This is a genomic window from Mycobacterium sp. (genome assembly GCF_035506235.1).
Taxonomy (GTDB): domain Bacteria; phylum Actinomycetota; class Actinomycetes; order Mycobacteriales; family Mycobacteriaceae; genus Mycobacterium.
In genome coordinates this window covers 1-21,967 of record NZ_DATJPU010000003.1, presented here as the reverse complement: position 1 = coordinate 21,967, position 21,967 = coordinate 1, and the positions used below count along the sequence as shown (strand labels likewise).

Sequence of the window (21,967 nt, the reverse complement as noted above, 5' to 3'; positions counted from 1 at the left end):
GACACCCTACCTAGCCGCACCGGCCGCGAGGCGTTCCCCGCAGGAGGGGCCCGCGCATTAGCAGGGGCGCTACGCCGAGATCGACGCTAACGCGAAAATGTGCGAGTAGACCGCACGCTAACGTCGATCTCGGCGATATCAGGCCATCGGACGCAGCCGTCAGGTGGCCTGCAAGGTCAGCGGCGGCCCCGGATCGGGTGACAGCGGCACGTTCTCCCGCTGCATCAGCCAGCCGGCGATGTTGTGGAACAGCGGGGCCGCCGAATGCCCGGGCGAGCCGTCGGCGTTGCGCTGCGGGTTGTCCATCATGATGCCGATGACGTAGCGGGGATTGTCGACGGTGGCCATGCCGGCGAAGGTGATCCAGTAGACGTCGTCGAAGTAGCAGCCGCACCCGGGGTTGATCTGCTGGGCGGTGCCCGTCTTGCCGGCCATCTGATACCCGGACACCGCGGCCGCCGGCCCGGTGCCCTGCTGGTAGCCCATCGGGTCGTGCTGCACGACGGCGCGCAGCATGCCCCGCACGGTCTGAGCGGTCTGCGGCGACACCACCCGGATACCGTCGGGCCGCGGTTCCTCGGTCCGGGTGCCGTCGGGCGCGATGGTGGCCTTGATGATCCGGGGCGGTATCCGCAGCCCGTCGTTGGCGATGGTCTGGTACATGTCGGTCATCTGCAGCAGGGTCATCGAAAGACCTTGGCCGATGGGCAGGTTGGAGAAGGTGCTGCCCGACCACTGGTCGATCGGCGGCACCAGGCCCGCGCTCTCACCGGGCAGCCCGACGTTGGTGCGCTGGCCCAGCCCGAACTTGCGGACCATGTCGTAGAAGCGTTCCGGGCCGACGCGCTGCGCCAGCATCAGGGTGCCCACGTTCGACGACTTTCCGAACACGCCGGTGGTGGTGTAGGGCATCACGCCGTGGTCCCAGGCGTCGTGCACGTTGACGCCGCCCATGTTTATCGAGCCGGGCACATGCAGCACCTCGTCGGGGTTGGACAGCCCGTATTCGATGACCGAGGACGCGGTGATCACCTTGTTCACCGAGCCCGGCTCGAAGGGCGAGGACACCGCCAGGTTGCCCAGCTGCCGGTCGCCCTGGCGGCCGATGTCCTGGGAGGGGTCGAAGGTGTTGTCGTTGGCCATCGCCAGCACCTCGCCGGTCTTGGAGTCGAGCACCACGGCCGAAACATTGTGCGCCCCGGACAGGTTCTTGGCCTGCTGGACCTGCTGCTGCACATAGAACTGGATGTCGTCGTCGAGGGTCAGCTGGACGGTCGACCCGTTGACCGCCCGGTGCCGGTTGCGGTAACTGCCGGGGATGACGACGCCGTCGGAGCCGCGGTCATAGGTGACCGAGCCGTCCGTTCCGGAGAGCACGGAGTCCAGGGAATCCTCCAGCCCCAGCAGCCCGTGGCCGTCCCAGTCGATGCCGCCGACGATGTTGGCCGCCAGCGATCCGCCCGGGTACTGGCGCAGATCCTGCCGCTCGGAGCCGACCTCGGGATACTTGTCCGAGATCGCGCTGGCCACGGCCGGGTCGACGGCGCGCGCCAGGTAGACGAAGTTGTCGTTGCCCTGCAGCTTCTTCAGCACGGTCTGAAAGTCCGGCTTGTCGTTCAGCCGGGTGGAGACCTCCTTGGCGATGTCCCGCAGCCGCTCCTGCGGGTCGGGGGCGGCTGAATTCTTTTTCTTCGCCTCGTCGAGCTGCTGGCGAATCCGCTTGGGCTGGAACGTCAACGCGCGCGACTCGATGGTGAACGCCAGCTGTTGGTTGTTGCGGTCGACGATGCTGCCGCGGACCGCCTTCTCGACGTCGGTGACCTTGAGCTGCCCGGCCGCCTGGGCCCGCAGCTTGGGGGCGTCCTTGACCTGCAGCATGAACAGCTGGGCCGCCGCCACGATCATCAGCACTCCGATGACCGCGTTGCCAGCCCGGTGCCGGAAGACGAACGACGCGCCGCGCGACCCCACTTCGACGATCTGGCGGGTGCGCCGCTCGCGTGCGGAATGACCGGTGCCCATCGCGTCGGGTCGCCCCGCGGCGCGGGTTTGCTTGGCCCGCTTGGCTTTCCGGAACCTCTTCGGCCCCCGCGCGTCCGAGGCTTGCGGGGCCTGCTTGGGCTTGCGGGGCGGCTTCGGTTGCCGAACGCCCTTGGGCTCCTGCGGTTTACGCGGACCGCGGCTCGGCCGCGCCGACTGCGACCGGCGCGCCCGCCCGGCCTCGCCGCGGCTCACCGGGCGGCGCCCGGCGCCGCGGCGGTCAGGGGCCCGAACTGTCCGCCGTTAGCCGGCACACCCGGCGCCGGCGCCGGGCCCCCGGGGACGGCCGGGGCCACACCCTGCGGCACGCCCGGCGCTTGAGGGCCGGATATCCCCGGCTGCACCGGAACCGGCACCTCCGCGGGTGGCGGCGCGTGCGCCGGGGCAGGAGGCGGAATGGGCAGGCCGCCCAACGGGATCGGCACCTCGGCAGGCACCGGAGCGGTCGCCGGTGCCGCAGGGCCCGGCAGCCCCGGTAAAGGCATCACACCCTGGAACTGCCCGGTGGCCGGCCCGCCGGGCATCCCCGGCAGCGGCGCGACCGGCTGCGAAGGCAGGTGCTGGCCGCCCACCGTCGACGACCCGTCCGGGGCACGCAACAGCGCCTCCGGTCCCGGCCTGGCCGGCTGGGCCGGGCCCCCGGGCGCCGGTTGCACCCGGACCGGAACCTCCGGCGGGAGCGCCGGCGGCGGCGGTGGGGGCGGTGGCGCATCGGAAATCTTGGTGTTCAGCGGCGGCGGCGGAACCCCGTCGGCCGGCTTCGGGGTGCCCACGACCACCCAGTTACCGGACGGGTCCTGGACCAGATGCGCGGTGTCCCTCGTCGGGATCATGCCCTGTTTGCGGGCCGCCTCGGCGAGCGCGGGCGCGGACTCCGCCTCGCGCACGTCGCGTTCCAGCGACTCCTTCTGCTCCTGCAGCATCCGGTTCTTCTCGCGTGCGTGGCTCAGCTGGTAGGAACGCTCGGCGGAGGCGGTGGACAACCACAGCGTCAGGCCCAGCCCGAGGCCGAGCGCGCCGATGATCAACACGACGAACGGAACCTTGGCGGCCAGCGTCCGCGGCCGCAGGTCGATCGACGCCAGCCGGGTGGCCAACCGCTCCGACAGCCGGGGCCGGACAACCTTGGGCGCCTTGGCTTTCCGCGCTTTGGCGCGCGCCTTGGCCTGGCTGGCGCTCTTGGGTCGGCCCGGCCGGTCGACGGGCCGGGCGATCGGGCTGGTTTGCGGCCCGGACTTGTGGGCACCGGCCTCGCGGGTGTTCGCCGAGGCCGGCCGCGTGCGCCGCGGCGACGCCGAGTCGGCGGTGGCGCGCCTGCCCTTGCGGGCCGAACCGTCGCGTCCGCCCCGACGGTCGCCGCCGCCGCGGCGCTTCGGCGTCTCGCGCTTTACCTTCATCAGTCGCCTTTCCGGCTAGCCTGCTGTGATTGCACCCGCTGCCCCAGCCGTTGCAAGGCCCGTAATCGCACGGCGGCGCTGCGAGGGTTGCGTTCGATCTCGGCCGCGTCCGCGCGTTCGGCGCCGCGCGTCAGCGACCGGAATCGCGGCTCGTGGCCGGGAAGCTCGATAGGAAGGTCCACCGGCGTCCGCGAGGCGACCGCGTCGGCGAACACCCGTTTGACGATCCGGTCTTCCAGCGATTGGTAGGCCAGCACCGCGATGCGTCCGCCCACGGTCAGCGCGTCCAGGGCGGCGGGCAGGGCGTCGCGCAGCGAGTTCAGTTCGTCGTTGACGGCGATCCGCAGCGCCTGGAAGGTGCGCTTGGCCGGATGCCCGCCGGTGCGGCGGGCGGGCGCCGGAATCGCTTGATAGAGCAGGGCTACCAACTCCGCGGTCGAGGTGAACGGGGCGTGGGCGCGCCGGCGGACGACCTGCGCGGCGATGCGCCGCGCGAACCGCTCCTCGCCGTAGCGGTGCAGGATGTCGGCCAGCGCCGCCTCGTCGTAGGTGTTGACGATGTCGGCCGCGGTCAGCGGTGACGCGGGGTCCATTCGCATGTCCAGCGGCGCGTCCTGGGCGTACGCGAAACCCCGTTCGGCGCGGTCCAACTGCATGGAGGAAACGCCCAGGTCGAACAGCACGGCGTCGACGGATTCGGCTGCGGGATAACCGGATTCGGCCAGGGCGCCGGCCAGGCCGTCATACCGGGTGTGCACCAGCATGACCCGGTCGGCGAACGGGGCCAGCCGCTCCCGCGCGATGTCCAGCGCGCTGGGATCGCGGTCGAGCCCGATCAGCCGCAGGCCGGGCAAGTCGGTGAGAAACCGCTCCGCGTGCCCACCCGCGCCGAGTGTGGCGTCGACGAGGACCGCCCCCGAGCCGTCCGGGTTGTCGCGCGTCAGGGCGGGGGTGAGCAGCTCGACGCAGCGTTCCAATAGGACGGGCACATGGCCGAAATCGTCTGAGACATCGGGCACCGCAACGCCTCCCCGGACTCCGCGGGCGGCCCCTGCACCCGGGTCCCTGTCCGAAGGCGCGAACCTGGCGTTGGGGAAGTACGCCAGGGTCGGTTCGGGCAGAGGCCACGATGCACGGGCATGCGCCTCAGATAATGTCGCCGAGTGCTTCATCGCTGGCCGCGGAGAAGTTCTCTTCGTGGGTCTGCTGGTAGTCCTGCCAGGCCTGCGCATCCCAGATCTCGAGGTAATCGACCGCTCCGATCACCACGCAGTCCTTCGACAGGTTCGCGTAGCGGCGGTGGTCGGCCGACAGCGTGATCCGCCCCTGCGCGTCGGGATGCTGCTCGTCGGTGCCGGCGGCGAGGTTGCGCAGGAAGGCTCGCGCCTCGGGGTTGCTGCGCGACGTCTTGCTCGCCCGCCGCGCCAGCTGCTCGAATTCCGCCCGCGGGTAGACGGCCAGGCTGTGGTCTTGGCTCTTGGTGACCATCAACCCCCCTGCCAACGTGTCGCGGAACTTGGCGGGCAACGTCAGCCGCCCCTTGTCGTCGAGTTTGGGCGTGTAGGTGCCGAGAAACACCAGCTCACCTCCCGCACCGGTCACCCAAACACTTCAGCCACCATACCCCACGATCCCCCACTTCGCCCCATTGTTGTGGTGTCGTCGCCGACTTTTCCCGGTCATTCGCCACCGACGGGCGTCCCCGGGCCGTCCGATAGCCGGCGAGGGCCGGCGGCCAGGTGACCGTGGCGTCCGAAAATCGCACGTCAGCGGCGTGAAATGGCCGAGTGGGGCGCGGTGGGGGCTGCTCGGTGGGGCCCGGTGGGGCGTCAGCACACGCCCGGGACTCGATTGGGCCTCGATTGGGCGTCAGACGGGACTCGACGCCCGCGCGCCCGACGACAGACCCCCGGTGCGTGGCCCACGCTTGGGCTCACTGACAGGCTCGAGCACAAGAAACGGGGCAGCCTCGGCGGCTACCCCGTGTTGTGTGGCGTTCGCTACTCGTCGAAGCGCCGGCGGAACCGGTCCTCCATGCGACTGGTGAACGAGCCGCCACTCTTGTTGCGACGCTGGCGGGCCGACCCGGGCGCCGACCCGGAACGGTCCGGCCTGCCGGCCAGCCGGGGTCCGGTGATCGCGTAGACCACGCCGCCGAACATCACGATGAAACCGAAGACGCTCAGAATCGGGAAGCTTCCGATCATCGTGGCTTTGAACGCCACCCCGGACACCAGCATCGCCAGGCCGATGACGAACAATGCCGCGCCCTGCAGGCGCCGCCGCGCGGTCGGCGCGCGGAACCCTCCGCCACGGACGCTCGACGCGAACTTGGGGTCTTCCGCGTAGAGTGCGCTCTCGATCTGATCGAGCATCCGCTGTTCATGATCGGAGAGTGGCATTCGTCCCTCCTTGCCGACAGTTTGGCACGTAACTATCGATAGCACGCGGATGCCCGTTGTAAAGGCAACTAACACAGATGATACGAGGTCAATCTGCGCTGTACCACTGGTTCGGCAGCGATTCTATCCCGGCCGCATCCGCACACCGGCGCGGCCCGGGGCGACGGTGCGCGGTAACCGCGCCGCGCAAGCGGCCCGCCGGTCGCCCCCCGCCGCCCAGCCGCGACCGCGCGGCGCCCCGGGGAGAACCGCGTCGGATAATGGCGGCAGCGGCACGGGCCGAACCCGTAGATGCGGCCACCGGATGAGGAGGGCACCGCGAGTTGGCGATATTCCTCATCGATCTGCCGCCGAACGATATGGAGCGCCGCCTCGGTGACGCCCTGGGGGTCTATGTCGAAGCGATGCGATATCCGCGGGGCACCGAGAACCAGCGCGCCGCCATGTGGCTGGAGCACATTCGGCGACGGGGATGGCAGGGCGTGGCTGTTGTCGAGGCCGAGGCCGCCGAGGCGCCCGAACTGAGCGATGCCCCGTTGCTCGGCGTGGCCTACGGCTACCCTGGGGCGCCCGGGCAGTGGTGGCAGCAGCAGGTGGTCCTGGGCCTGCAGCGCGGCGGCTTGCCGCCCGCCGAGATCGGCCGGCTGATGAACAGCTACTTCGAGCTGACGGAGTTGCACATTCATCCGCGCGTGCAGGGCCGCGGGCTCGGCGAGGCGCTGGCCCGCCGGCTGCTCGCCGGGCGCTCGGAGAAGAACGTCCTGCTTTCCACCCCGGAAAACAACGGCGAGCCCAACCGCGCCTGGCGGTTGTACCGGCGACTGGGCTTCACCGACGTCATCCGCGGCTATCACTTCGCCGGGGACCCCCGCGCATTCGCCATCCTGGGCCGCGCGCTGCCCCTATAGCGCCGGGTAGTGGCGCGCATCTGGCACGATGACCTCGTGCACGCCAGCCCCTCCCCGCCTCGAGCCCGCGGTTTCACGTCTCGGCGGCGCCGCCTGCTGGCCATCGCGATGCTGCTGCTCGTCGTGCCCCTGGCCAGCGGATGCCTGCGGGTCCGGGCGTCGCTCACCATCTCGCCCGACGATCTGGTTTCCGGGGAGATCATCGCCGCGGCCAAGCCGAAGACGCCCAAGGACTCCGGTCCCCAGCTGGACACCAACAACCTGCCGTTCGGCCAGAAGGTGGCGGTGTCCAACTACGACAGCGACGGCTACGTGGGGTCGCAGGCGGTGTTCTCCGACCTGACCTTCGCCGAGCTGCCGCAGCTGGCGAACATGAACTCCGATGCCCAGGGCGTGAACCTGTCGCTGCGCCGAAGCGGCAACCTGGTGATCCTGGAGGGCCGCGCGGACCTGACGTCGGTGAACGACAACGACGCCGACGTCGAGCTGACCGTCGCCTTCCCCGGCGTGGTGACCTCGACCAACGGTGACCGCGTCGAGCCCGACGTAGTGTCCTGGAAGCTCAAGCCGGGCGTGGTGAGCACCATGACCGCCAACGCCCGCTACACCGACCCCAACACCCGCAACTTCACCGGGGCGGGCGTGTGGCTGGGCATCGCGTCCTTCGCGGCGGCCGGCGTGGTGGCGCTGCTGGCCTGGATGAGCCGCGACCGCTCGCCGCGGCTCACCGCGCCACGCGACCAACCGCCCAGCTAGGACGACCGCAAGCGCGGCGAAAATTCGCCGGGCGCTGGGGGTACCCCCGCGAAGCTGGGGGACGGGTCGCCCGCGGACACCTAGGGCGACCAGTAGGCCAGCATCTCCGCGAAGGTCTGGAAAGCGGGCCCCGACACTCCGTAGGTCGCCTCGAAATGGATGCTCAACGGGAAGCCGAGCCCGGCGACGCCGTCGATCACCCGCTTGTACAGGTCGACCATGAGCTGGCGCTTCTTGTCCGGTTCGCTGGCGGCCAGCCTCTTGACGAACTCCTGCTCGCCGGCCACGGCGGCGTTGCCCGGGTCCTGGATCAGCCAGTTGATCAGGCCGACGCGGCACTCCACCTTCGGCACGAAGCCGAAGGACAGCAGGATTTCGGGCCGGTGATCCGTGTTATTGGCGAAGTCGGTCAAAAAGCCCACGATCGCGTCGGAATACAGCAGCTGCGTCATGCCGTACGTCGCGCCCTGGTTGCACTTGAAGTTCAGCCGGCCTTGTTCGCCTTCCCGGGTGGGGATCACGATCACGCCGCGGTTGCTCACCAGCTCGCGATAGATCGACAAGGCGTCGGTCGGTGCGACACCGGAGCCTTCACCGTCGTTCATCGTGCGCGGCACGCCGACGAAGACGACGCCCTCCATCCCGGCGTCGCACAGGGCGGTGAGCCGTTGGCGCAGCGACGCCTCATCCATGAAAGCGGTGACCTGCGTGCACAGGCCGTGGAAGCCGGGCAACTCCGGTTTGATGATCGACCAGAAGTCCAGCACGTCCAGCTTCGGCTTCATCGCGACGGGACGATCGTCGTCCTCGGCGATCATCCCCGGGATCATCACGTGCCGGATCCGGCCCTCGAGGCCGAATTCTGCCGTGTACCGCACCACTTTCGTCGCGTCGTCGAGCGCCCGCTCCTTGCCGTCTTCGACGTTGGGGGGCACCAACTCGAGCGCGATGGTGTTGAGGCTCACGCGGCTCCTCTCCTTCGCCGGGCCGCGCTGCGCCACGCAGCGCCCGGACACCCTCGCCAGCATAGGGGCGGGATAGTGAGGCAGTCGAAGCAACTAGGCGCCGAAGCGACATAAACTGTCGGCCCTAGAACCAATACACGCCACGCCGAGCAGAAAGGGGCGCAGCGCTGAGCCCGAAAGCCCCAGCAGCAGCGGCAACCGTCGAATTGACCGGCGCCATCACCGAGCAACTTCGGCGGTATCTGCACGACCGGCGCACCCAGAGCGGCTACATCAGCTCCGAGGGCGGCGACTTCGACGTCCTGATCGCGACCCTCGAAGACTTCGTGCTGGGCGGCGGCAAGCGGCTGCGCCCCGCCTTCGCCTACTGGGGCTGGCGGGCCGTGGCGACCGCGGATCCCGATCCCGAAGTGTTGCTGCTGTTTTCCGCGCTGGAGCTGCTGCACGCCTGCGCGCTGCTGCACGACGACGTGATCGATGACTCCTCCACCCGCCGCGGCAAGCCGACGACCCACGTCCGCTTCGCCGCGCTGCACCGCGACCGGAGCTGGCGCGGCTCGGCGGAGCGGTTCGGGACGTCGGCGGCCATCCTCCTCGGCGACCTGGCCCTGGCCTGGGCCGACGACATCGTCTCCGGGCTCGAGCTGCCGCCCGACGCCCGGCGGCGGGTGCGAGCCGTGTGGGCCGACATCCGCACCGAGGTGCTGGGCGGCCAGTACCTCGACATCGTCGCCGAGGCCAGCGCCGCCGAGTCGATCGCATCGGCGATGAACGTCGACACCTTCAAGACCGCCTGCTACACCGTGGCGCGACCGCTGCAGCTCGGTGTGGCCGCCGCCGCGGACAGGCCCGACGCGCAGGCCGCCTTTTCGGAGTTCGGCAGGGACCTCGGCGTGGCGTTCCAGCTGCGCGACGACGTGCTGGGCGTGTTCGGGGACCCGGCGGTGACCGGCAAGCCGTCGGGCGACGACTTGAGATCCGGCAAGCGCACCGTGCTGCTGGCCGAGGCGGTGGAGCTGGCGGACGAGTCGGATCCCTTGGCGGCCAATCTGTTACGCACCTCGATCGGCGCGCGGTTGACCGACGCGCAGGTGGCCCGGCTGCGCGAGGTCATCGAGTCGGTGGGCGCGCTGGCCGCCGCCGAGCAGCGCATCGCCGCGCTGACCGAACGCGCGCTCGCCACCCTCGCGGCCGCGCCCATCAACGCGGCGGCCAAAGCGGGGCTGGCCGAGCTGGCCAGGACGGCCACGAACCGGTCCGCCTGAGCCGATGACCACCCCGTCAACCCCCATACACACCCCGGCAGATTCGCCGGCGACCAAGAGGTCCGCGGCACAGTACGTGTCACGGCTGACGGCGTTTTCCGCCACCCCGGAGGCGCGCCCGGCGAAGCTGGGCTTCCTGGGGTCGGTGCTGATCGCCCTGGGCGGGCTGGGCGCCGGCAGCACCAAGCCGCACGACCCCCTGCTGGAATCGCTGCACCTGTCCTGGCTGCGCTTCGGCCACGGGCTGGTGCTGTCGTCGATCGTGTTGTGGACCGGCGTGGGTCTCATGCTGATCGCGTGGGTGGCGCTGGGCCGGCGCGCACTCGCCGGCGACGCAACCGAGTTCACGATGCGGGCGACCACCGGCTTCTGGTTGGCGCCGTTGCTGTTGTCGGTGCCCGTCTTCAGCCGCGACACCTACTCCTACCTGGCGCAGGGCGCGCTACTGCGCGATGGCTTCGACCCCTACGCGGTCGGTCCCGTCGCCAACCCAAACGTGTTGCTGGACAACGTAAGTCCCATCTGGACCATCACCACGGCGCCCTACGGACCGGCGTTCATCCTGATCGCGAAGCTGGTCACGATCGTGGCCGGCAACCACGTGATCGCCGGGACCATGCTGCTGCGGCTGTGCATGCTGCCCGGATTAGCCCTGCTGATCTGGGCAACCCCCCGGCTGTCGCACCATCTGGGCACCAACGGCGCACTGGCGCTGTGGATCTGCGTCCTGAACCCGCTGGTGCTCATCCACCTGATTGGCGGGGTGCACAACGAAATGCTGATGGTCGGCCTGATGTCCGCCGGGATCGCGCTGACCTTCCAGGGCCGCCACGTCCTGGGCATCGTATCGATCACGGTGGCGAGCGCGGTGAAAGCCACCGCCGGGATCTCGTTGCCCTTCATGGTGTGGGTGTGGACGCGGCATCTGCGGGACCGACGGGGATATCGCGCCGGCCCGGCTTTCCTGGCGGCCACGGCGATCTCCGTGCTGATCTTCGCCGCGGTTTTCGCCATCTTGTCGGCCGCGGCCGGCGTCGGCCTGGGGTGGCTGACCGCGTTGGCCGGGTCGGTGAAGATCATCAACTGGCTGACGGTGCCGACTGCGGTCGCCAACGTGATCCACGCGCTCTTCAGCGGGTTCTTCCCCGTCGACTTCTACGCCACGCTGCGAGTCACCCGCTTGATCGGCATCGCGATCATCGCGGTGTCGTTGCCGTTGTTGTGGTGGCGATTTCGGCGCGACGACCGCGACGCGCTGGCCGGGATCGCGTGGTCGATGCTGATCGTGGTGCTGTTCGTCCCGGCCGCCCTGCCCTGGTACTACTCCTGGCCGCTGGCGGTGGCGGCGCCGTTGGCCCAGTCCCGGCGCGCGGTCGCGGCCATCGCCGGCCTGTCGACCTGGGTCATGGTGATCTTCAAGCCCGACGGCTCGCACGGCATGTATTCGTGGGTGCAGTTCTCGCTGGCAACCGCGTGCGCGCTGGCCGCCTGGTACGCGCTGCACCGGGCGCCGGAGAAGCAACCGGACGACGTGGCCGAATCGGTCAGTAAGCCATAGCCTGCGCGCGCCGCACGACTTCCCGCGCCTGGTGGGCGTGCAGGGCGTCGACGGGCCGGGCGTTGCTGATGGCATCCCGGGTGCCGTCGCGCGTGATCGTCAGCGAGGGGTCGGGGGTGAACAGCCAGCGCACAATTTCCGTGTCGCGGTAACCGCCGTCGTGCAGGATCGTCAACAGCCCCGGCAGGCTCTTGACCACCTCGCCGGAGTTCGTGAAAAACACCTGGGGCACCACCACACCGCCGCCACGCCGCACCGCGACCAGGTGCCCCTCCCGCAGCTGCTGCTGGACCTTGCTGACCGACACGCCGAGCAGCTCGGCGACCCGGGGCAGCTCGTAGATGGGTTCGTCGGGGTCCAGAACGTCGTCCCCGGCCGGAACACTGCTCATCGCGCCAGTGTAGGCCCAGCCTCACGCGTTGGACGGACGTTCTGAGGCGGTTCTGGGCCCGATCTCGCGCCCGCACCTACTATGGCCCCGTGGCCGGAGCTGGGACGGGGGACCCGATGGAGGGCGCGTTGCTGGACGGCCGCTACCGCGTCGAGTCCAGGATCGCCAGCGGCGGCACCTCGACGGTGTATCGGGGCCTGGACGTGCGCCTCGACCGGCCGGTCGCGGTGAAGATCATGGACGCTCGCTACGCCGGCGACGACCAATTCCTGACCCGATTCCAGCTCGAGGCACGCACGGTCGCCAGACTGAAGAACCCCGGGCTGGTCGCCGTCTATGACCAGGGCCTCGACGCCCGGCACCCGTTTTTGGTGATGGAGCTCGTCGAGGGCGGAACCCTGCGCGAGCTGCTGGCCGAGCGCGGTCCGATGCCACCCCATGCCGTGGCGGCGGTGCTTCGCCCGGTGCTGGGCGGGCTGGCCGCCGCGCACCGGGCCGGCCTGGTGCATCGCGACGTCAAACCCGAGAACGTCCTGATCTCCGACGACGGCGACGTCAAGATCGCCGATTTCGGGTTGGTCCGCGCCGTCGCCGCCGCCGGAATCACCTCCACCAGCGTCATCCTGGGCACCGCCGCCTACCTGTCGCCCGAGCAGGTGCGCGACGGCACCGCCAGTCCGCGCAGCGACGTCTACTCGGCCGGGATCCTCACCTACGAGCTGCTGACGGGGCGCGCGCCATTCACCGGTGACTCGGCGTTGTCGGTCGCCTACCGCCGGTTGGACGCCGACGTGCCGCCGCCTAGCGCGGCGATCGACGGTGTGCCACCACAATTCGACGAATTCGTGCTGCGGGCGACGGCCCGCGACCCCGCCGAGCGGTACGCCGACGCCGTCGAGATGGGTGCCGACCTCGACGCGATCGCCGAGGAACTCGCCCTGCCGGACTTCCGGGTGCCGGCGCCCCGCAACTCCGCCCAACACCGCTCGGCGGCGCTGTACCACCTGCGGATGAGCGAGCGCCTGGCGGCCGCGCAACCCTCCCGTCCGCCCGTCGCGGCCCCGGTTCGCCACCCCACCCGTCAGCTGACCCGCGGACCCGGCGACTGGGCCGGGCCGGCACGCCCGGCCACCCGCGAGCCCGAACCCGACGACTACGAAGACCAGCCGGTCTCAGGCGAATTCGCCGGCATCGCGATGAGCGAGTTCGTCTGGGCGCGTCAGCGGGCCCGGCGGATGGTGCTGATCTGGGTGGCGATCGTGCTGGCGCTCACCGGCCTGGTCGCGACCGTGGCCTGGACGATCGGCAGCAACCTCAGCGGGCTGCTCTGACGGCGAGCAGACGCAGAAGCCCCCAACACGCCGATGAAAACGGGGCTTTTGCGTCTGGTGGCCGGGCCGGGCCCGGCGAACACCGATGGAAGAAGCTAGTCGCGCAGCATCTCGGCGACCAGGAAGGCCAACTCCAGCGACTGCTGGGTGTTCAGCCGGGGGTCACACGCCGTCTCGTAGCGGCCGGCGAGGTCGGTGTCCGAAATGTCTTGCGCCCCACCCAGACACTCGGTGACGTTCTCGCCGGTGATCTCGACGTGGATGCCGCCGGGGTGGGTGCCCAGCGCGCGGTGGACCTCGAAGAACCCCTGGACCTCGTCGACGACGCGGTCGAAGTGCCGGGTCTTGTAGCCGTTGGACGACTCGTGGGTGTTGCCGTGCATCGGGTCGCATTGCCAGATCACCTGATGCCCGGCGGCCTGGACCTTCTCGACGATCGGCGGCAGCAGGTCGCGAACCTTGTTGTTGCCCAGCCTGCTCACCAGCGTCAGCCGCCCGGGCTTGTTGTGCGGGTCGAGGCGCTCGACGTATTCGACGGCCAGCTCCGGGGTCATCGTCGGGCCGATCTTGACGCCGATCGGGTTGGCGATCACCTCCGCGAACGCGACGTGCGCGCCGTCGAGCTGGCGGGTGCGCTCGCCGATCCACACCGTGTGCGCCGACAGGTCGTAGAGCTGCGGCTCCCCGCCCTCGGCGTCGGACAGGCGCAGCATGGCCCGCTCGTAGTCGAGCACCAAAGCCTCGTGGCTGGCGTAGATTTCGGCGGTCTGCAGGTTGCGGTCGGCCACCCCGCAGGCGCTCATGAACCGCAACCCCCGGTCGATCTCGGTGGCCAGCGCCTCGTACCGCGCGCCGGCCGGCGAGGTCCGCACGAATTCGCGGTTCCAGTCGTGCACCAGGTGCAGCGACGCCAGCCCCGACGAGGTCAGCGCCCGCACCAGGTTCATCGCGGCGCTGGCGTTGGCGTAGGCGCGCACCAGCCGCGACGGGTCGTGCTCGCGCACCGCGGCGTCGGGGGCGAAGCCGTTGATCATGTCGCCGCGGTAGGACTTCAGGCCCAGCGCGTCGACGTCGGCCGACCGGGGCTTGGCGTACTGGCCGGCGATCCGGGCCACCTTGACCACCGGCAGGCTGGCGCCGTAGGTCAGCACGACGGCCATCTGCAACAGGGCGCGGACGTTGCCGCGGATGTGCGGTTCGGTGTTGTCGACGAACGTCTCCGCGCAGTCGCCCCCCTGCAGCAGGAACGCCTCGCCGCGCGCGACCTGGGCCAGCTGTTCCTGCAGTCGGACGATCTCGGACGGCACGGTCACCGGCGGCACGCTCTCGAGGACCGTGCGCATGGCCGCGGCCTGTTCTGCGTCCCAGCTCGGCTGCTGGGCGGCCGGCTTGGCCAGCGCGGCGTCCAGTCGCGCCCGCAACTCGGCCGACAGCGGCGGCAGCGGCGGCAGCTGGTCGATCGGTATGTCGACGGTCCAGTTCATCGGTCCATGGTAGCCGGGGTCGGCCGACGGCTGATCAGGGCGAACGCCCCCTGCGCCCGCCGCGGCGGAATCTGGTTGTCCTGCTTCTCAGCGCGCCGCTTCGTCGCCGGACGTGATCAGCCGGAACCGGCGCAGTTGATCGCGGGCGTCGACCAGGGCGTCGTGGGCGTCGGGCGGCCGCGGGGGCATCCGGGGCGACCCGCGCTCCTCCCAAAGCTGCCGCAATTCCCTGGTGAAGCGCGGTATCGGCTGCGGCAGCGCCGGCATCGCCCCCCACAACTGGCACAAGGCGACGTGGTCATAGGCTCCCACCCAGGCCCACAGTTCGATCGGCTCGCCGCCGTCCACGCCCAGGAACTCCTCCAGGTCCAGCCGGATCTGCTTGCGCGAGCGCCACAAGGGCGACGACGGCGGCGGCAGCTTGGGCAGCACGTTGGCGCGCACCCAGTTACCGGCCCGCTCGGGATCGAATTCGGTGGACACCGCGTAGTACTCCCGGCCGTCCTCGGCCACGACCCCGATCGAGATCAGTTCGATGGTGCGGCCGTCCTCGATGAACTCGGTGTCGTAGAAGTACCGCACCTTGAAAGACTAGGCCGCCAACGATGAGTGCCGGTTCGGCACGAACAAGGAGGCGGCGAATCAGGCACAGAGCAGCCTATCTGCTGATCAGGATGGGCCCCGTCGGCGCCGGCGCCGCATGCACGTCCTGGTCGAGCGTGGCGTCGACCGTGCGCTCGTCGGGCAGGCGCGGGGTGCCCGCGATCGCGCACTGCACCCACAGCTTGGCGCGCACGACCGGGCGGCGCAGCCGCCGTTCCCGCTGCAGCGCGCGCCGCATCTTGTCCGGCTGGGTGGTGTACCGCCACCGCGCCCACGGCGCGTGCGGGCGCGACAACCGGATGGCGCCGATCACCAGGAGCACGACGACGAACATCCCCAGCAAACCGGTCCACACCTTGCCCTTGAGCACCACCACCACCGCCAGCGGCAGCGCGAACACCATCGCGCCGGCCACGCCGGCGCGCAGCGCCACCGAATCGGCACCATGCCAGATCGGCAGGAAGAACATCAGCGGGTGCAGGCCCATCATCAACAGCCCGGCCACCGCCACCGCAGCGAACACCGCGTCGACCGACGTGCGGCCGTCTTCTTCCCAGTAGACGTCGGACAGGTGCAGGATCAACGCGTACTCATCGAGCACCAATGCGGCGCCGATACCGAAAAGCGTTGCAGCTAAGACGAATTCGAGCTCATTTCCATCGACGGACAGGGTCACCAGCGTCAGCCCGGAGACCAGCACCAGGACCACCCCGAACGTCACGTGGTGGATGTGCACTCCCCCGACATGAACGTTGCGCGGGTGCCACCACTTCGCCTGCCGACCGGTCTTGGCGCGGTGGCGGATCACGCGCACGAAACTGCGGGTGACGAAAAACGTCAGGATGAACGCCACCAGGCAGCACAGCAGGGGCAGCCGGCCGCCTTCGTGGATGTCATGGGCGAACCAGTGGGAAACCCCGTACACGAACCAGTGGAACACCCTTGAAACCTACGCCTGCGCGTCCCGGCAACGCGGTAGCCGCGCAGGTACCGATTACGCTGTTCTGCGACATGAGTAGATGGCGGGCGCCCGGCGCGGGCAGTCAACCCGGGCGGGTGTTGCTGTGGTGCCTGCTTTGGCTGGTGGCGGCCGCGGCGATGTATTACGTGGCCGGGCGGCTGTTCGGCCACACGCCCTACCGCATCGACATCGACATCTACCAGATGGGCGGCCAGGCCTGGCTGGACGGGCGTCCGCTCTACCGCGGGGATGTGTTGTTCCACACACCCATCGGGCTGAACCTGCCGTTCACCTATCCCCCGCTGGCGGCCATCGTGTTCTGCCCGTTCTCCTGGCTGCACATGCCTGCCGCAAGCGTCGCGATCACGCTGTTGACGCTGGTGCTGCTGGTCGCCTCGACGGCGATCCTGCTGACCGGCCTCGACGTGTGGCACACGTCGGCCGTGGTGCCCGGTCCGGCGTGGCTGCGCCGGCTGTGGTTGGCCGTGCTGATCGCCGCCGCGGCGACGATCTGGCTGGAACCGGTCGCGTCGAACTTCGCCTTCGGCCAGATCAACGTCGTCCTGATGACCCTGGTGATCGCCGACTGCGTGCCGCGCCGCCTGCCGTGGCCGCGCGGGCTGCTGCTGGGCCTCGGCATGGCGCTGAAGCTCACCCCGGCGGTGTTCCTGCTCTACTTCCTGCTGCGCCGCGACAACCGCGCGGCGCTCACCGCGCTCGCGTCGTTCGCGGCGATGACCCTGCTGGGCTTCGCGCTGGCGTGGAGCGACTCGTGGGAATACTGGACCCACACCGTCCACCACACCGACCGCATCGGTGAGGCCGCGCTGAACACCGACCAGAACATCGCGGGCACCCTGGCCCGGCTGGGTCTCGACGAGCACGCACGCTTCCCGCTGTGGGTCGTCGCGTGCCTGCTGGTGCTCGCGGTGACGATCTGGGCGATGCGGCGGGTGCTGCGTGCCGGTGAGCCCATCCTGGCGGTGATTTGCGTCGCCCTGTTCGGGTTGGTCGTTTCGCCGGTGTCCTGGTCGCACCACTGGGTCTGGGCGCTGCCGACGGTGCTCGTGACCGGGGTGCTGGCTTGGCGGCGCCGAAATTTCGCGCTGGCCGTGCTGAGCGCCGCCGGGGTGGCGCTGATGCGGTGGACGCCGATCGACCTGCTGCCCAAGCATCACGAGACCACGGCGAACTGGTGGCGCCAACTCGTCGGGGCGTCCTACGTGTGGTGGGCGCTGGCCGTCATCGTCGTGGCCGGGCTGACCGTCACCGCGCGGGTGGCGTCGCGGGATCCGGCCGCGCGGACACTGGCGCCGGTATCGGCGGCCAGCTGATCGGTGGCGGGCCGGCCCGACGGTCGCGACCCGTCCCCCAGCTCCGCGGGGGTACCCTCAGCGCTCGGCTACACCGCGCTCGCGATCGCGACTAACCGGCGGCGGTCGCGGGGATACGCGCGGCGTCACCCGTCGATTCCGCGTCGTTGCCGCGTTCCTTGACGCTGGCGGCGTAGATGTCGACGTACTCCTGCCCGGAGAGGCCCATCAGCTCGTAGATGACCTCGTCGGTGACGGCCCGCTCGATGAAGCGGTTGCCGGCCATGCCCTCGAATCGGGAGAAGTCCATCGGCTTGCCGAAGCGGACGGTGACCCGCCCGGGGCGGAGCATCGTGGTACCCGGCGGGTTGACCACGTTGGTGCCGATCATCGCGACCGGGATCACCGGAACCCCGGTGTGCAGCGCCAGCCGCGCCAGCCCGGTCTTGCCCTTGTACAACCGGCCGTCGGGCGAACGGGTGCCCTCGGGATACATGCCCAGCAGCTTGCCGTCGGCCAGCACCTGCTCGGCGGTGTTGAGGGCGGCCTGGGCGGCGTCGGCGTCGGTGCGGTCGATCGGCACCTGCCCGACGGCGGTGAAGAACCACCGGCTGAACCAGCCTTTCAGCCCGGTGCCGGTGAAATATTCGGACTTGGCGAGGAAGGTGATCCGGCGCCGGACGACCAGCGGCAGGAAGAAGCTGTCCATGACGGCCAGGTGGTTACTGGCCAGGATCGCCGGCCCGGAGGTCGGAACGTGTTCCAGCCCTTCGACTTTCGGTCGACCAAGCAGGGTAAGCAACGGGCCCAGCAAGACGTACTTGAATAGCCAGTACCACATGGCCCTCCCTCTCGCCCGCACCCGCAGTGTTCTGCGCCAACTGTACCGACCCGCGGCGGAAGGGACCACCTTCGGCGCGGGCGGGTCACTCCTCGACGGTGACCGGGATGGGTTGGTACCGCGCCTTGGCGGTCGCATCGCCCGCGGGTGCCCCGGAGCCGGGCTCGGCGCCGCCACCGCCGGGCGGCCCGTCGGGCGGCGGTTTGGCCGACCGGTCGATGTCGGCGACGATCCCGCGGATCACGTCCAGCAGGGCGATGCTGTGGTCGGCGATGACGGTGAGCAACGGGTGCTGGTCGCCGGTCGCCAGCGCGGCGAGCGCGCACACCGGGCACCACACCTGCTGGCACTTGCCGGTCCCGACCCCCGCGCCCGCCGTCAGCGCGGCCGCCGTCCGCACGGCGGGGTCGATGCCGTCCAGGATCGCCTGCGCAAGCCGGCGCAGCTCGGGACCGATGTCGGGGTGAGACCCACTCACTTTGGCCACACCTCCGGGTCCGGTCGAAAGCGAACTGTCAGCTCGGTGCCCCGCAGTTGGGCGTCGAGCACCGTGCATCGCCGCAGCACGGACGCCAACCGAACCCTGCGCCGCAACCCTCCGGCGCTGATGATCAGGTCGTCGTCGACTCGGCCCAGCGACAGCCCTCCGGGATCGAGCTGGGGCAACGTTAGCCGCATACGGTATATCGACCCAAGCCCCGACCCGGATTCGAGGTCCACCACGGGGCGCAGCGGACCCGGCGGCGCCGCCCCGCCGCGCCGGCGGGCGGCGTCGAGGAGCGCGCCCAGCGCCTTGGGACCGATCGGCTCGCCGGGCAGGTGCGGGGTCAGCACCAGCGCCACGTCGCCGATGGTGGTGTCGAGTTCCTCGAGAACGACGCGTTGCTCGGCGATGCGTTCGGCGTACCAGTAGAACGCCGGATGGTCGGGCAGGTTGCGGTACTCGTAGGACTCGTCTTCGGTCAGGACCTGGTTGACGATCAGCTCCTCGACCCGCACGCCCATCAGCGACAGCGAACCCAGCGTTCGCACCGCCTCGGCCGCCACCACCCGCTCGGGGGTCAGCACCAGGTGCGCGGTGACCAGCTCGCCGTCGGTCAGCAACGCGTTCAGCGTCTCGACGCTGGCGCTGATGCGCTCCAGCAGTTCCACCATCGCGGCCGAGCGGGCGTCGTCGCCGGCGACGGACAGCCTGCGATGGCGTGGCCACGCGCGTTCCACGTAGAGCCCGAAGGTGGCCGGCAGGGTCAACATTCGCAGCGCGTCCGCGGTCGAGGCGCAATCGACGACGATGCGATCCCATCGCCCGGCGGCGGCGAGCTCGCCGACGGCATGCAGGCCCAGCACCTCCTGAACACCCGGCAACGCCGAAAGTTCTTCGGGGGCAATGGTACTCAGCTCGGAATCGGGAAATCGCCGATCCAAGGTGTCGACCACGCCATGCCACCGGGCCTCGAGCAGGGCCAGGGTGTCCAGCGCCAGCGCGTCGAGGAAGCCACCGCCGGCCTCCGCGTCATCGGCGAGCACCCGAACCAGTTCGCCGTGGCCGCTCGGCGGGACCGGGACGCCCAGCACGTCACCCAGCGAATGCGCCTGGTCGGTGGACACGATCAGCACCCGCCGCCCCGCGCCCGCGTCGCAGACCGCGGTAGCGGATGCCAGGGTGGACTTTCCTACCCCGCCCTTCCCGACGAAAAGACTGATCCGGGCCGGGGTCGGCGCCCGGAATTCACTGGACTCACTCAGCCTCGACTCGTTTCTTCAGTTCCTTCAAGGCCGTGTCGGTCAGCCTGCGCTCGGCCTTGCGCTTGAGCATCCCGATCATGGGCAGGGAGAGATCAACCGAGAGTTCATAGGTGACGTCGGTGCCGGATCCCTTGGGCGTCAACCGGTACGAGCCTTCGAGCGAGCGCAGCAGCGAGCTGGAGACCAGGGTCCAGCTCAGCGACCGGCGGTCTGCCGGCCACTGGTAGGACATCACCATGGTGTCTTTGATGATGCCGGCGTCCATCACGAATCGCACGACCTTCGGATAGCCGTCGGCGCCCCTCTCCTGCACCTCGGCTTCCTTATATTCCGAGATCCATTCCGGGTAGGAATCGATATCGGCGATCACCTCCAGCACCGTGCCCGGATCGGCGTCGATGTGGATGGTCTGCGTCGTCTTCTCCGCCACCTGGCTGCTGCCCTCTCTCCCGCGAGCGGGTAGGCCCCGCGATGTGCCGGACTACCCCGGCCTCCGGGCCGAAACGGTACTCCTACCGCCGAACCTTGATCCGGCTAAACTACCGGAGAAACGCCGACCGGTCGTGACCGTTCCGCCGTCCTTTTGACCTCGAAGGCCATTTTCTTGCCCGCCACCCGACGGCGGTGCGTCATCTTCGCCGTGTTCAGCTTGGCCAGCTGCCAGGCTGCCACGCCGGTGGGCTCGGCGTGCAGGAAGTAATGCAGCACCACGCCGTCCACCCCGTCTTTCATGGGTTCCAGCCAGATCTCCATGGTGCCGGTCAGCGCGCCGGTGACCGTCCACCGGATGCCCTTTTCGGCGCGATCCTCGACGACCTGCAGCCGCAGGTCCGGCCACCACCGCTGCCAGCACGACGGATCGGCGACCGCGGCGCCGACCCGCGCGCCGTCGGCGGCGACGAACGTCTGGTCGGCGATCTGGATGCTGTTCACCGACCCAGCTTCACACACCGACCGGAATCACCGGTATCCAGGCGTCGGGGCCGCGGGACCCGGAGCCGCAATCGCGGCCACGGCTCAGCGACCTCGGCCGTGCTGCGCGAATGCGCGGATTAGGCTGGGCCACAGCAAGCCGGCACCCGGCAACATGACGAGCCAATCGAGGTCATCAGAGTGCGTGAGTACAGTGTCCCCGCCCGCTTTACCGTCGGCGAGCACGAAAACGTCGCGGCCATGGTCTTCGGCCACGAGCGAGATGACCCCGGCTTCGTCATCTTTCAACGTCAGGTCGACGGCGTGTGGACCGACGTCACGTGCGCCGAGGTGGCCAACCACGTGCGCTCCGCCGCGCTGGGCCTGATCTCGCTCGGGGTGCAGGCCGGCGACCGGGTGTCCATCTTTTCGGCCACCCGTTACGAATGGCCGATCCTGGACCTGGCGATCCTGTCGGTGGGCGCGGTCACCGTGCCGATCTACGAGACGTCGTCGGCCGAGCAGGTGCGCTGGGTGCTGCAGGACTCCGAAGCGGTGGTGGCCTTCGCCGAGACCGACGCGCACGCCGCCATGGTCACCGAACTCACCACCGAGCTGCCCGCGCTGCGCAGGGTGCTGCACATCGACGGTTCGGGCCCCAAGGCCCTCGACCAGCTCGCCGAGGCCGGCGTTTCGGTGGAGCCGGCCGAGCTGACCGCCCGCCTTGAGGCACTGCGCGCCGACGACCCGGCGACCCTGATCTACACCTCGGGCACCACCGGCCGGCCCAAGGGCTGCCAACTCACCCATTCCAACCTGCTCTACGAGTCCCGCGGCGCCAAGGAATGCTTGCCGACGCTGCTGGACTCGGGCCAGCGGCTGCTGGTCTTCCTGCCGCTGGCCCACGTGCTGGCCCGGTCGCTGACCCTGTCGGCGTTCGCGAACAAGGTGGTGGTCGGGTTCACCAGCGACATCAAGAACCTGCTGCCGATGTTCGCGGTGTTCAAGCCGACGGTCGTGGTGTCGGTGCCGCGGGTGTTCGAGAAGGTCTACAACACCGCCGAGCAGAACGCCGTCAACGACGGCAACGGGCG

The 21,967-nt window shown here is 69.8% G+C and carries 22 protein-coding genes; 7 read left to right on the top strand and 15 right to left on the bottom strand.

Annotation, left to right across the window (positions count from 1 at the left end):
* Positions 1 to 159 precede the first annotated feature (159 nt).
* The 5 genes from VMD50_RS00490 to VMD50_RS00470 all read right to left on the bottom strand — a co-directional run bounded on the left by VMD50_RS00490 (position 160) and on the right by VMD50_RS00470 (position 5,839).
* Positions 160 to 2,022 carry a peptidoglycan D,D-transpeptidase FtsI family protein gene (locus tag VMD50_RS00490; RefSeq protein ID WP_414685967.1) on the bottom strand — a complete coding sequence of 621 codons (1,863 nt, stop codon included), beginning with the start codon at positions 2,020 to 2,022 and terminating at the stop codon, positions 160 to 162.
* Positions 2,023 to 2,231: 209 nt separating this feature from the next.
* Positions 2,232 to 3,437, bottom strand: a complete 1,206-nt coding sequence (gene ftsL / locus VMD50_RS00485; protein ID WP_325423762.1) for a cell division protein FtsL — start codon at positions 3,435 to 3,437, stop codon at positions 2,232 to 2,234.
* Complete coding sequence (gene rsmH, locus VMD50_RS00480) at positions 3,437 to 4,609, bottom strand: 16S rRNA (cytosine(1402)-N(4))-methyltransferase RsmH (protein WP_325423760.1); 1,173 nt, start codon at positions 4,607 to 4,609, stop codon at positions 3,437 to 3,439. Before rsmH ends, ftsL begins: the two co-directional genes overlap by 1 nt.
* Positions 4,584 to 5,015, bottom strand: a complete 432-nt coding sequence (mraZ, locus tag VMD50_RS00475; RefSeq protein ID WP_325423852.1) for a division/cell wall cluster transcriptional repressor MraZ — start codon at positions 5,013 to 5,015, stop codon at positions 4,584 to 4,586. Before mraZ ends, rsmH begins: the two co-directional genes overlap by 26 nt.
* Before the next feature lie 422 nt (positions 5,016 to 5,437).
* A complete protein-coding gene (locus tag VMD50_RS00470; RefSeq protein WP_325423758.1) occupies positions 5,438 to 5,839 on the bottom strand; it encodes a DUF3040 domain-containing protein in 402 nt (133 codons plus the stop codon).
* Positions 5,840 to 6,162: 323 nt separating this feature from the next.
* On the opposite strand from VMD50_RS00470, the gene VMD50_RS00465 reads away from it, so the two are divergent.
* Entirely contained in the window at positions 6,163 to 6,747 is a 585-nt protein-coding gene (locus VMD50_RS00465; RefSeq protein ID WP_325423756.1) for a GNAT family N-acetyltransferase, read from the top strand.
* Positions 6,748 to 6,855: 108 nt separating this feature from the next.
* The gene (lppM, locus tag VMD50_RS00460; RefSeq protein ID WP_325423850.1) at positions 6,856 to 7,503 is read left to right on the top strand and encodes a lipoprotein LppM; all 648 of its coding nucleotides are present in this window, start codon (positions 6,856 to 6,858) and stop codon (positions 7,501 to 7,503) included.
* An 80-nt stretch (positions 7,504 to 7,583) separates the two neighbouring features.
* Here the strand turns inward: lppM and VMD50_RS00455 are convergent, their stop codons facing one another.
* Complete coding sequence (locus tag VMD50_RS00455; protein ID WP_325423754.1) at positions 7,584 to 8,468, bottom strand: mycobacterial-type methylenetetrahydrofolate reductase; 885 nt, start codon at positions 8,466 to 8,468, stop codon at positions 7,584 to 7,586.
* A gap of 206 nt (positions 8,469 to 8,674) precedes the next feature.
* Between VMD50_RS00455 and idsA2 the strand changes: the two genes are divergently transcribed.
* Both idsA2 and VMD50_RS00445 read left to right on the top strand, forming a co-directional pair.
* A complete protein-coding gene (gene idsA2 / locus VMD50_RS00450; RefSeq protein WP_325423752.1) occupies positions 8,675 to 9,733 on the top strand; it encodes a bifunctional (2E,6E)-farnesyl/geranyl diphosphate synthase in 1,059 nt (352 codons plus the stop codon).
* A 4-nt stretch (positions 9,734 to 9,737) separates the two neighbouring features.
* Entirely contained in the window at positions 9,738 to 11,291 is a 1,554-nt protein-coding gene (locus VMD50_RS00445) for an alpha-(1->6)-mannopyranosyltransferase A (protein ID WP_325423750.1), read from the top strand.
* On the opposite strand, the gene VMD50_RS00440 is transcribed toward VMD50_RS00445, so the two are convergent.
* On the bottom strand, positions 11,278 to 11,682 hold the full coding sequence (locus VMD50_RS00440; RefSeq protein ID WP_325423748.1) for an Rv2175c family DNA-binding protein: 405 nt from the start codon (positions 11,680 to 11,682) through the stop codon (positions 11,278 to 11,280). The two genes, VMD50_RS00445 and VMD50_RS00440, sit on opposite strands and share 14 nt — an antisense overlap.
* An 89-nt stretch (positions 11,683 to 11,771) precedes the next feature.
* On the opposite strand from VMD50_RS00440, the gene VMD50_RS00435 reads away from it, so the two are divergent.
* Entirely contained in the window at positions 11,772 to 13,013 is a 1,242-nt protein-coding gene (locus VMD50_RS00435) for a protein kinase domain-containing protein (protein WP_325423746.1), read from the top strand.
* Between the two features lie 95 nt (positions 13,014 to 13,108).
* On the opposite strand, the gene VMD50_RS00430 is transcribed toward VMD50_RS00435, so the two are convergent.
* From VMD50_RS00430 to VMD50_RS00420, 3 genes are all read right to left on the bottom strand, one after another.
* On the bottom strand, positions 13,109 to 14,497 hold the full coding sequence (locus VMD50_RS00430; protein WP_325423744.1) for a class II 3-deoxy-7-phosphoheptulonate synthase: 1,389 nt from the start codon (positions 14,495 to 14,497) through the stop codon (positions 13,109 to 13,111).
* 87 nt (positions 14,498 to 14,584) lie between these two features.
* A complete protein-coding gene (locus tag VMD50_RS00425; protein WP_325423742.1) occupies positions 14,585 to 15,079 on the bottom strand; it encodes a polyadenylate-specific 3'-exoribonuclease AS in 495 nt (164 codons plus the stop codon).
* 76 nt (positions 15,080 to 15,155) lie between these two features.
* The gene (locus VMD50_RS00420; RefSeq protein ID WP_414685961.1) at positions 15,156 to 16,040 is read right to left on the bottom strand and encodes a hypothetical protein; all 885 of its coding nucleotides are present in this window, start codon (positions 16,038 to 16,040) and stop codon (positions 15,156 to 15,158) included.
* Positions 16,041 to 16,111: 71 nt separating this feature from the next.
* Between VMD50_RS00420 and VMD50_RS00415 the strand changes: the two genes are divergently transcribed.
* Complete coding sequence (locus VMD50_RS00415) at positions 16,112 to 17,395, top strand: glycosyltransferase 87 family protein (protein ID WP_325423740.1); 1,284 nt, start codon at positions 16,112 to 16,114, stop codon at positions 17,393 to 17,395.
* Between the two features lie 91 nt (positions 17,396 to 17,486).
* Here VMD50_RS00415 and VMD50_RS00410 read toward each other — a convergent pair whose 3' ends face one another.
* The 5 genes from VMD50_RS00410 to VMD50_RS00390 all read right to left on the bottom strand — a co-directional run bounded on the left by VMD50_RS00410 (position 17,487) and on the right by VMD50_RS00390 (position 20,894).
* Positions 17,487 to 18,215, bottom strand: a complete 729-nt coding sequence (locus VMD50_RS00410) for a lysophospholipid acyltransferase family protein (protein WP_325423738.1) — start codon at positions 18,213 to 18,215, stop codon at positions 17,487 to 17,489.
* Positions 18,216 to 18,300: 85 nt separating this feature from the next.
* Positions 18,301 to 18,693: a hypothetical protein gene (locus VMD50_RS00405; protein ID WP_325423736.1), complete on the bottom strand. Its 393-nt coding sequence runs from the start codon at positions 18,691 to 18,693 to the stop codon at positions 18,301 to 18,303.
* Positions 18,690 to 19,961, bottom strand: a complete 1,272-nt coding sequence (locus VMD50_RS00400) for an ArsA family ATPase (protein ID WP_325423846.1) — start codon at positions 19,959 to 19,961, stop codon at positions 18,690 to 18,692. Before VMD50_RS00400 ends, VMD50_RS00405 begins: the two co-directional genes overlap by 4 nt.
* Positions 19,954 to 20,391, bottom strand: a complete 438-nt coding sequence (locus VMD50_RS00395) for an SRPBCC family protein (protein ID WP_325423734.1) — start codon at positions 20,389 to 20,391, stop codon at positions 19,954 to 19,956. The genes VMD50_RS00400 and VMD50_RS00395 overlap by 8 nt, the downstream gene beginning before the upstream one ends.
* Positions 20,392 to 20,495: 104 nt before the next feature.
* The gene (locus VMD50_RS00390) at positions 20,496 to 20,894 is read right to left on the bottom strand and encodes a polyketide cyclase / dehydrase and lipid transport (RefSeq protein ID WP_325423732.1); all 399 of its coding nucleotides are present in this window, start codon (positions 20,892 to 20,894) and stop codon (positions 20,496 to 20,498) included.
* 180 nt (positions 20,895 to 21,074) lie between these two features.
* On the opposite strand from VMD50_RS00390, the gene VMD50_RS00385 reads away from it, so the two are divergent.
* Positions 21,075 to 21,967 (top strand): AMP-binding protein (locus tag VMD50_RS00385; protein WP_325423730.1); only part of this gene is annotated, 893 nt, incomplete at its 3' end.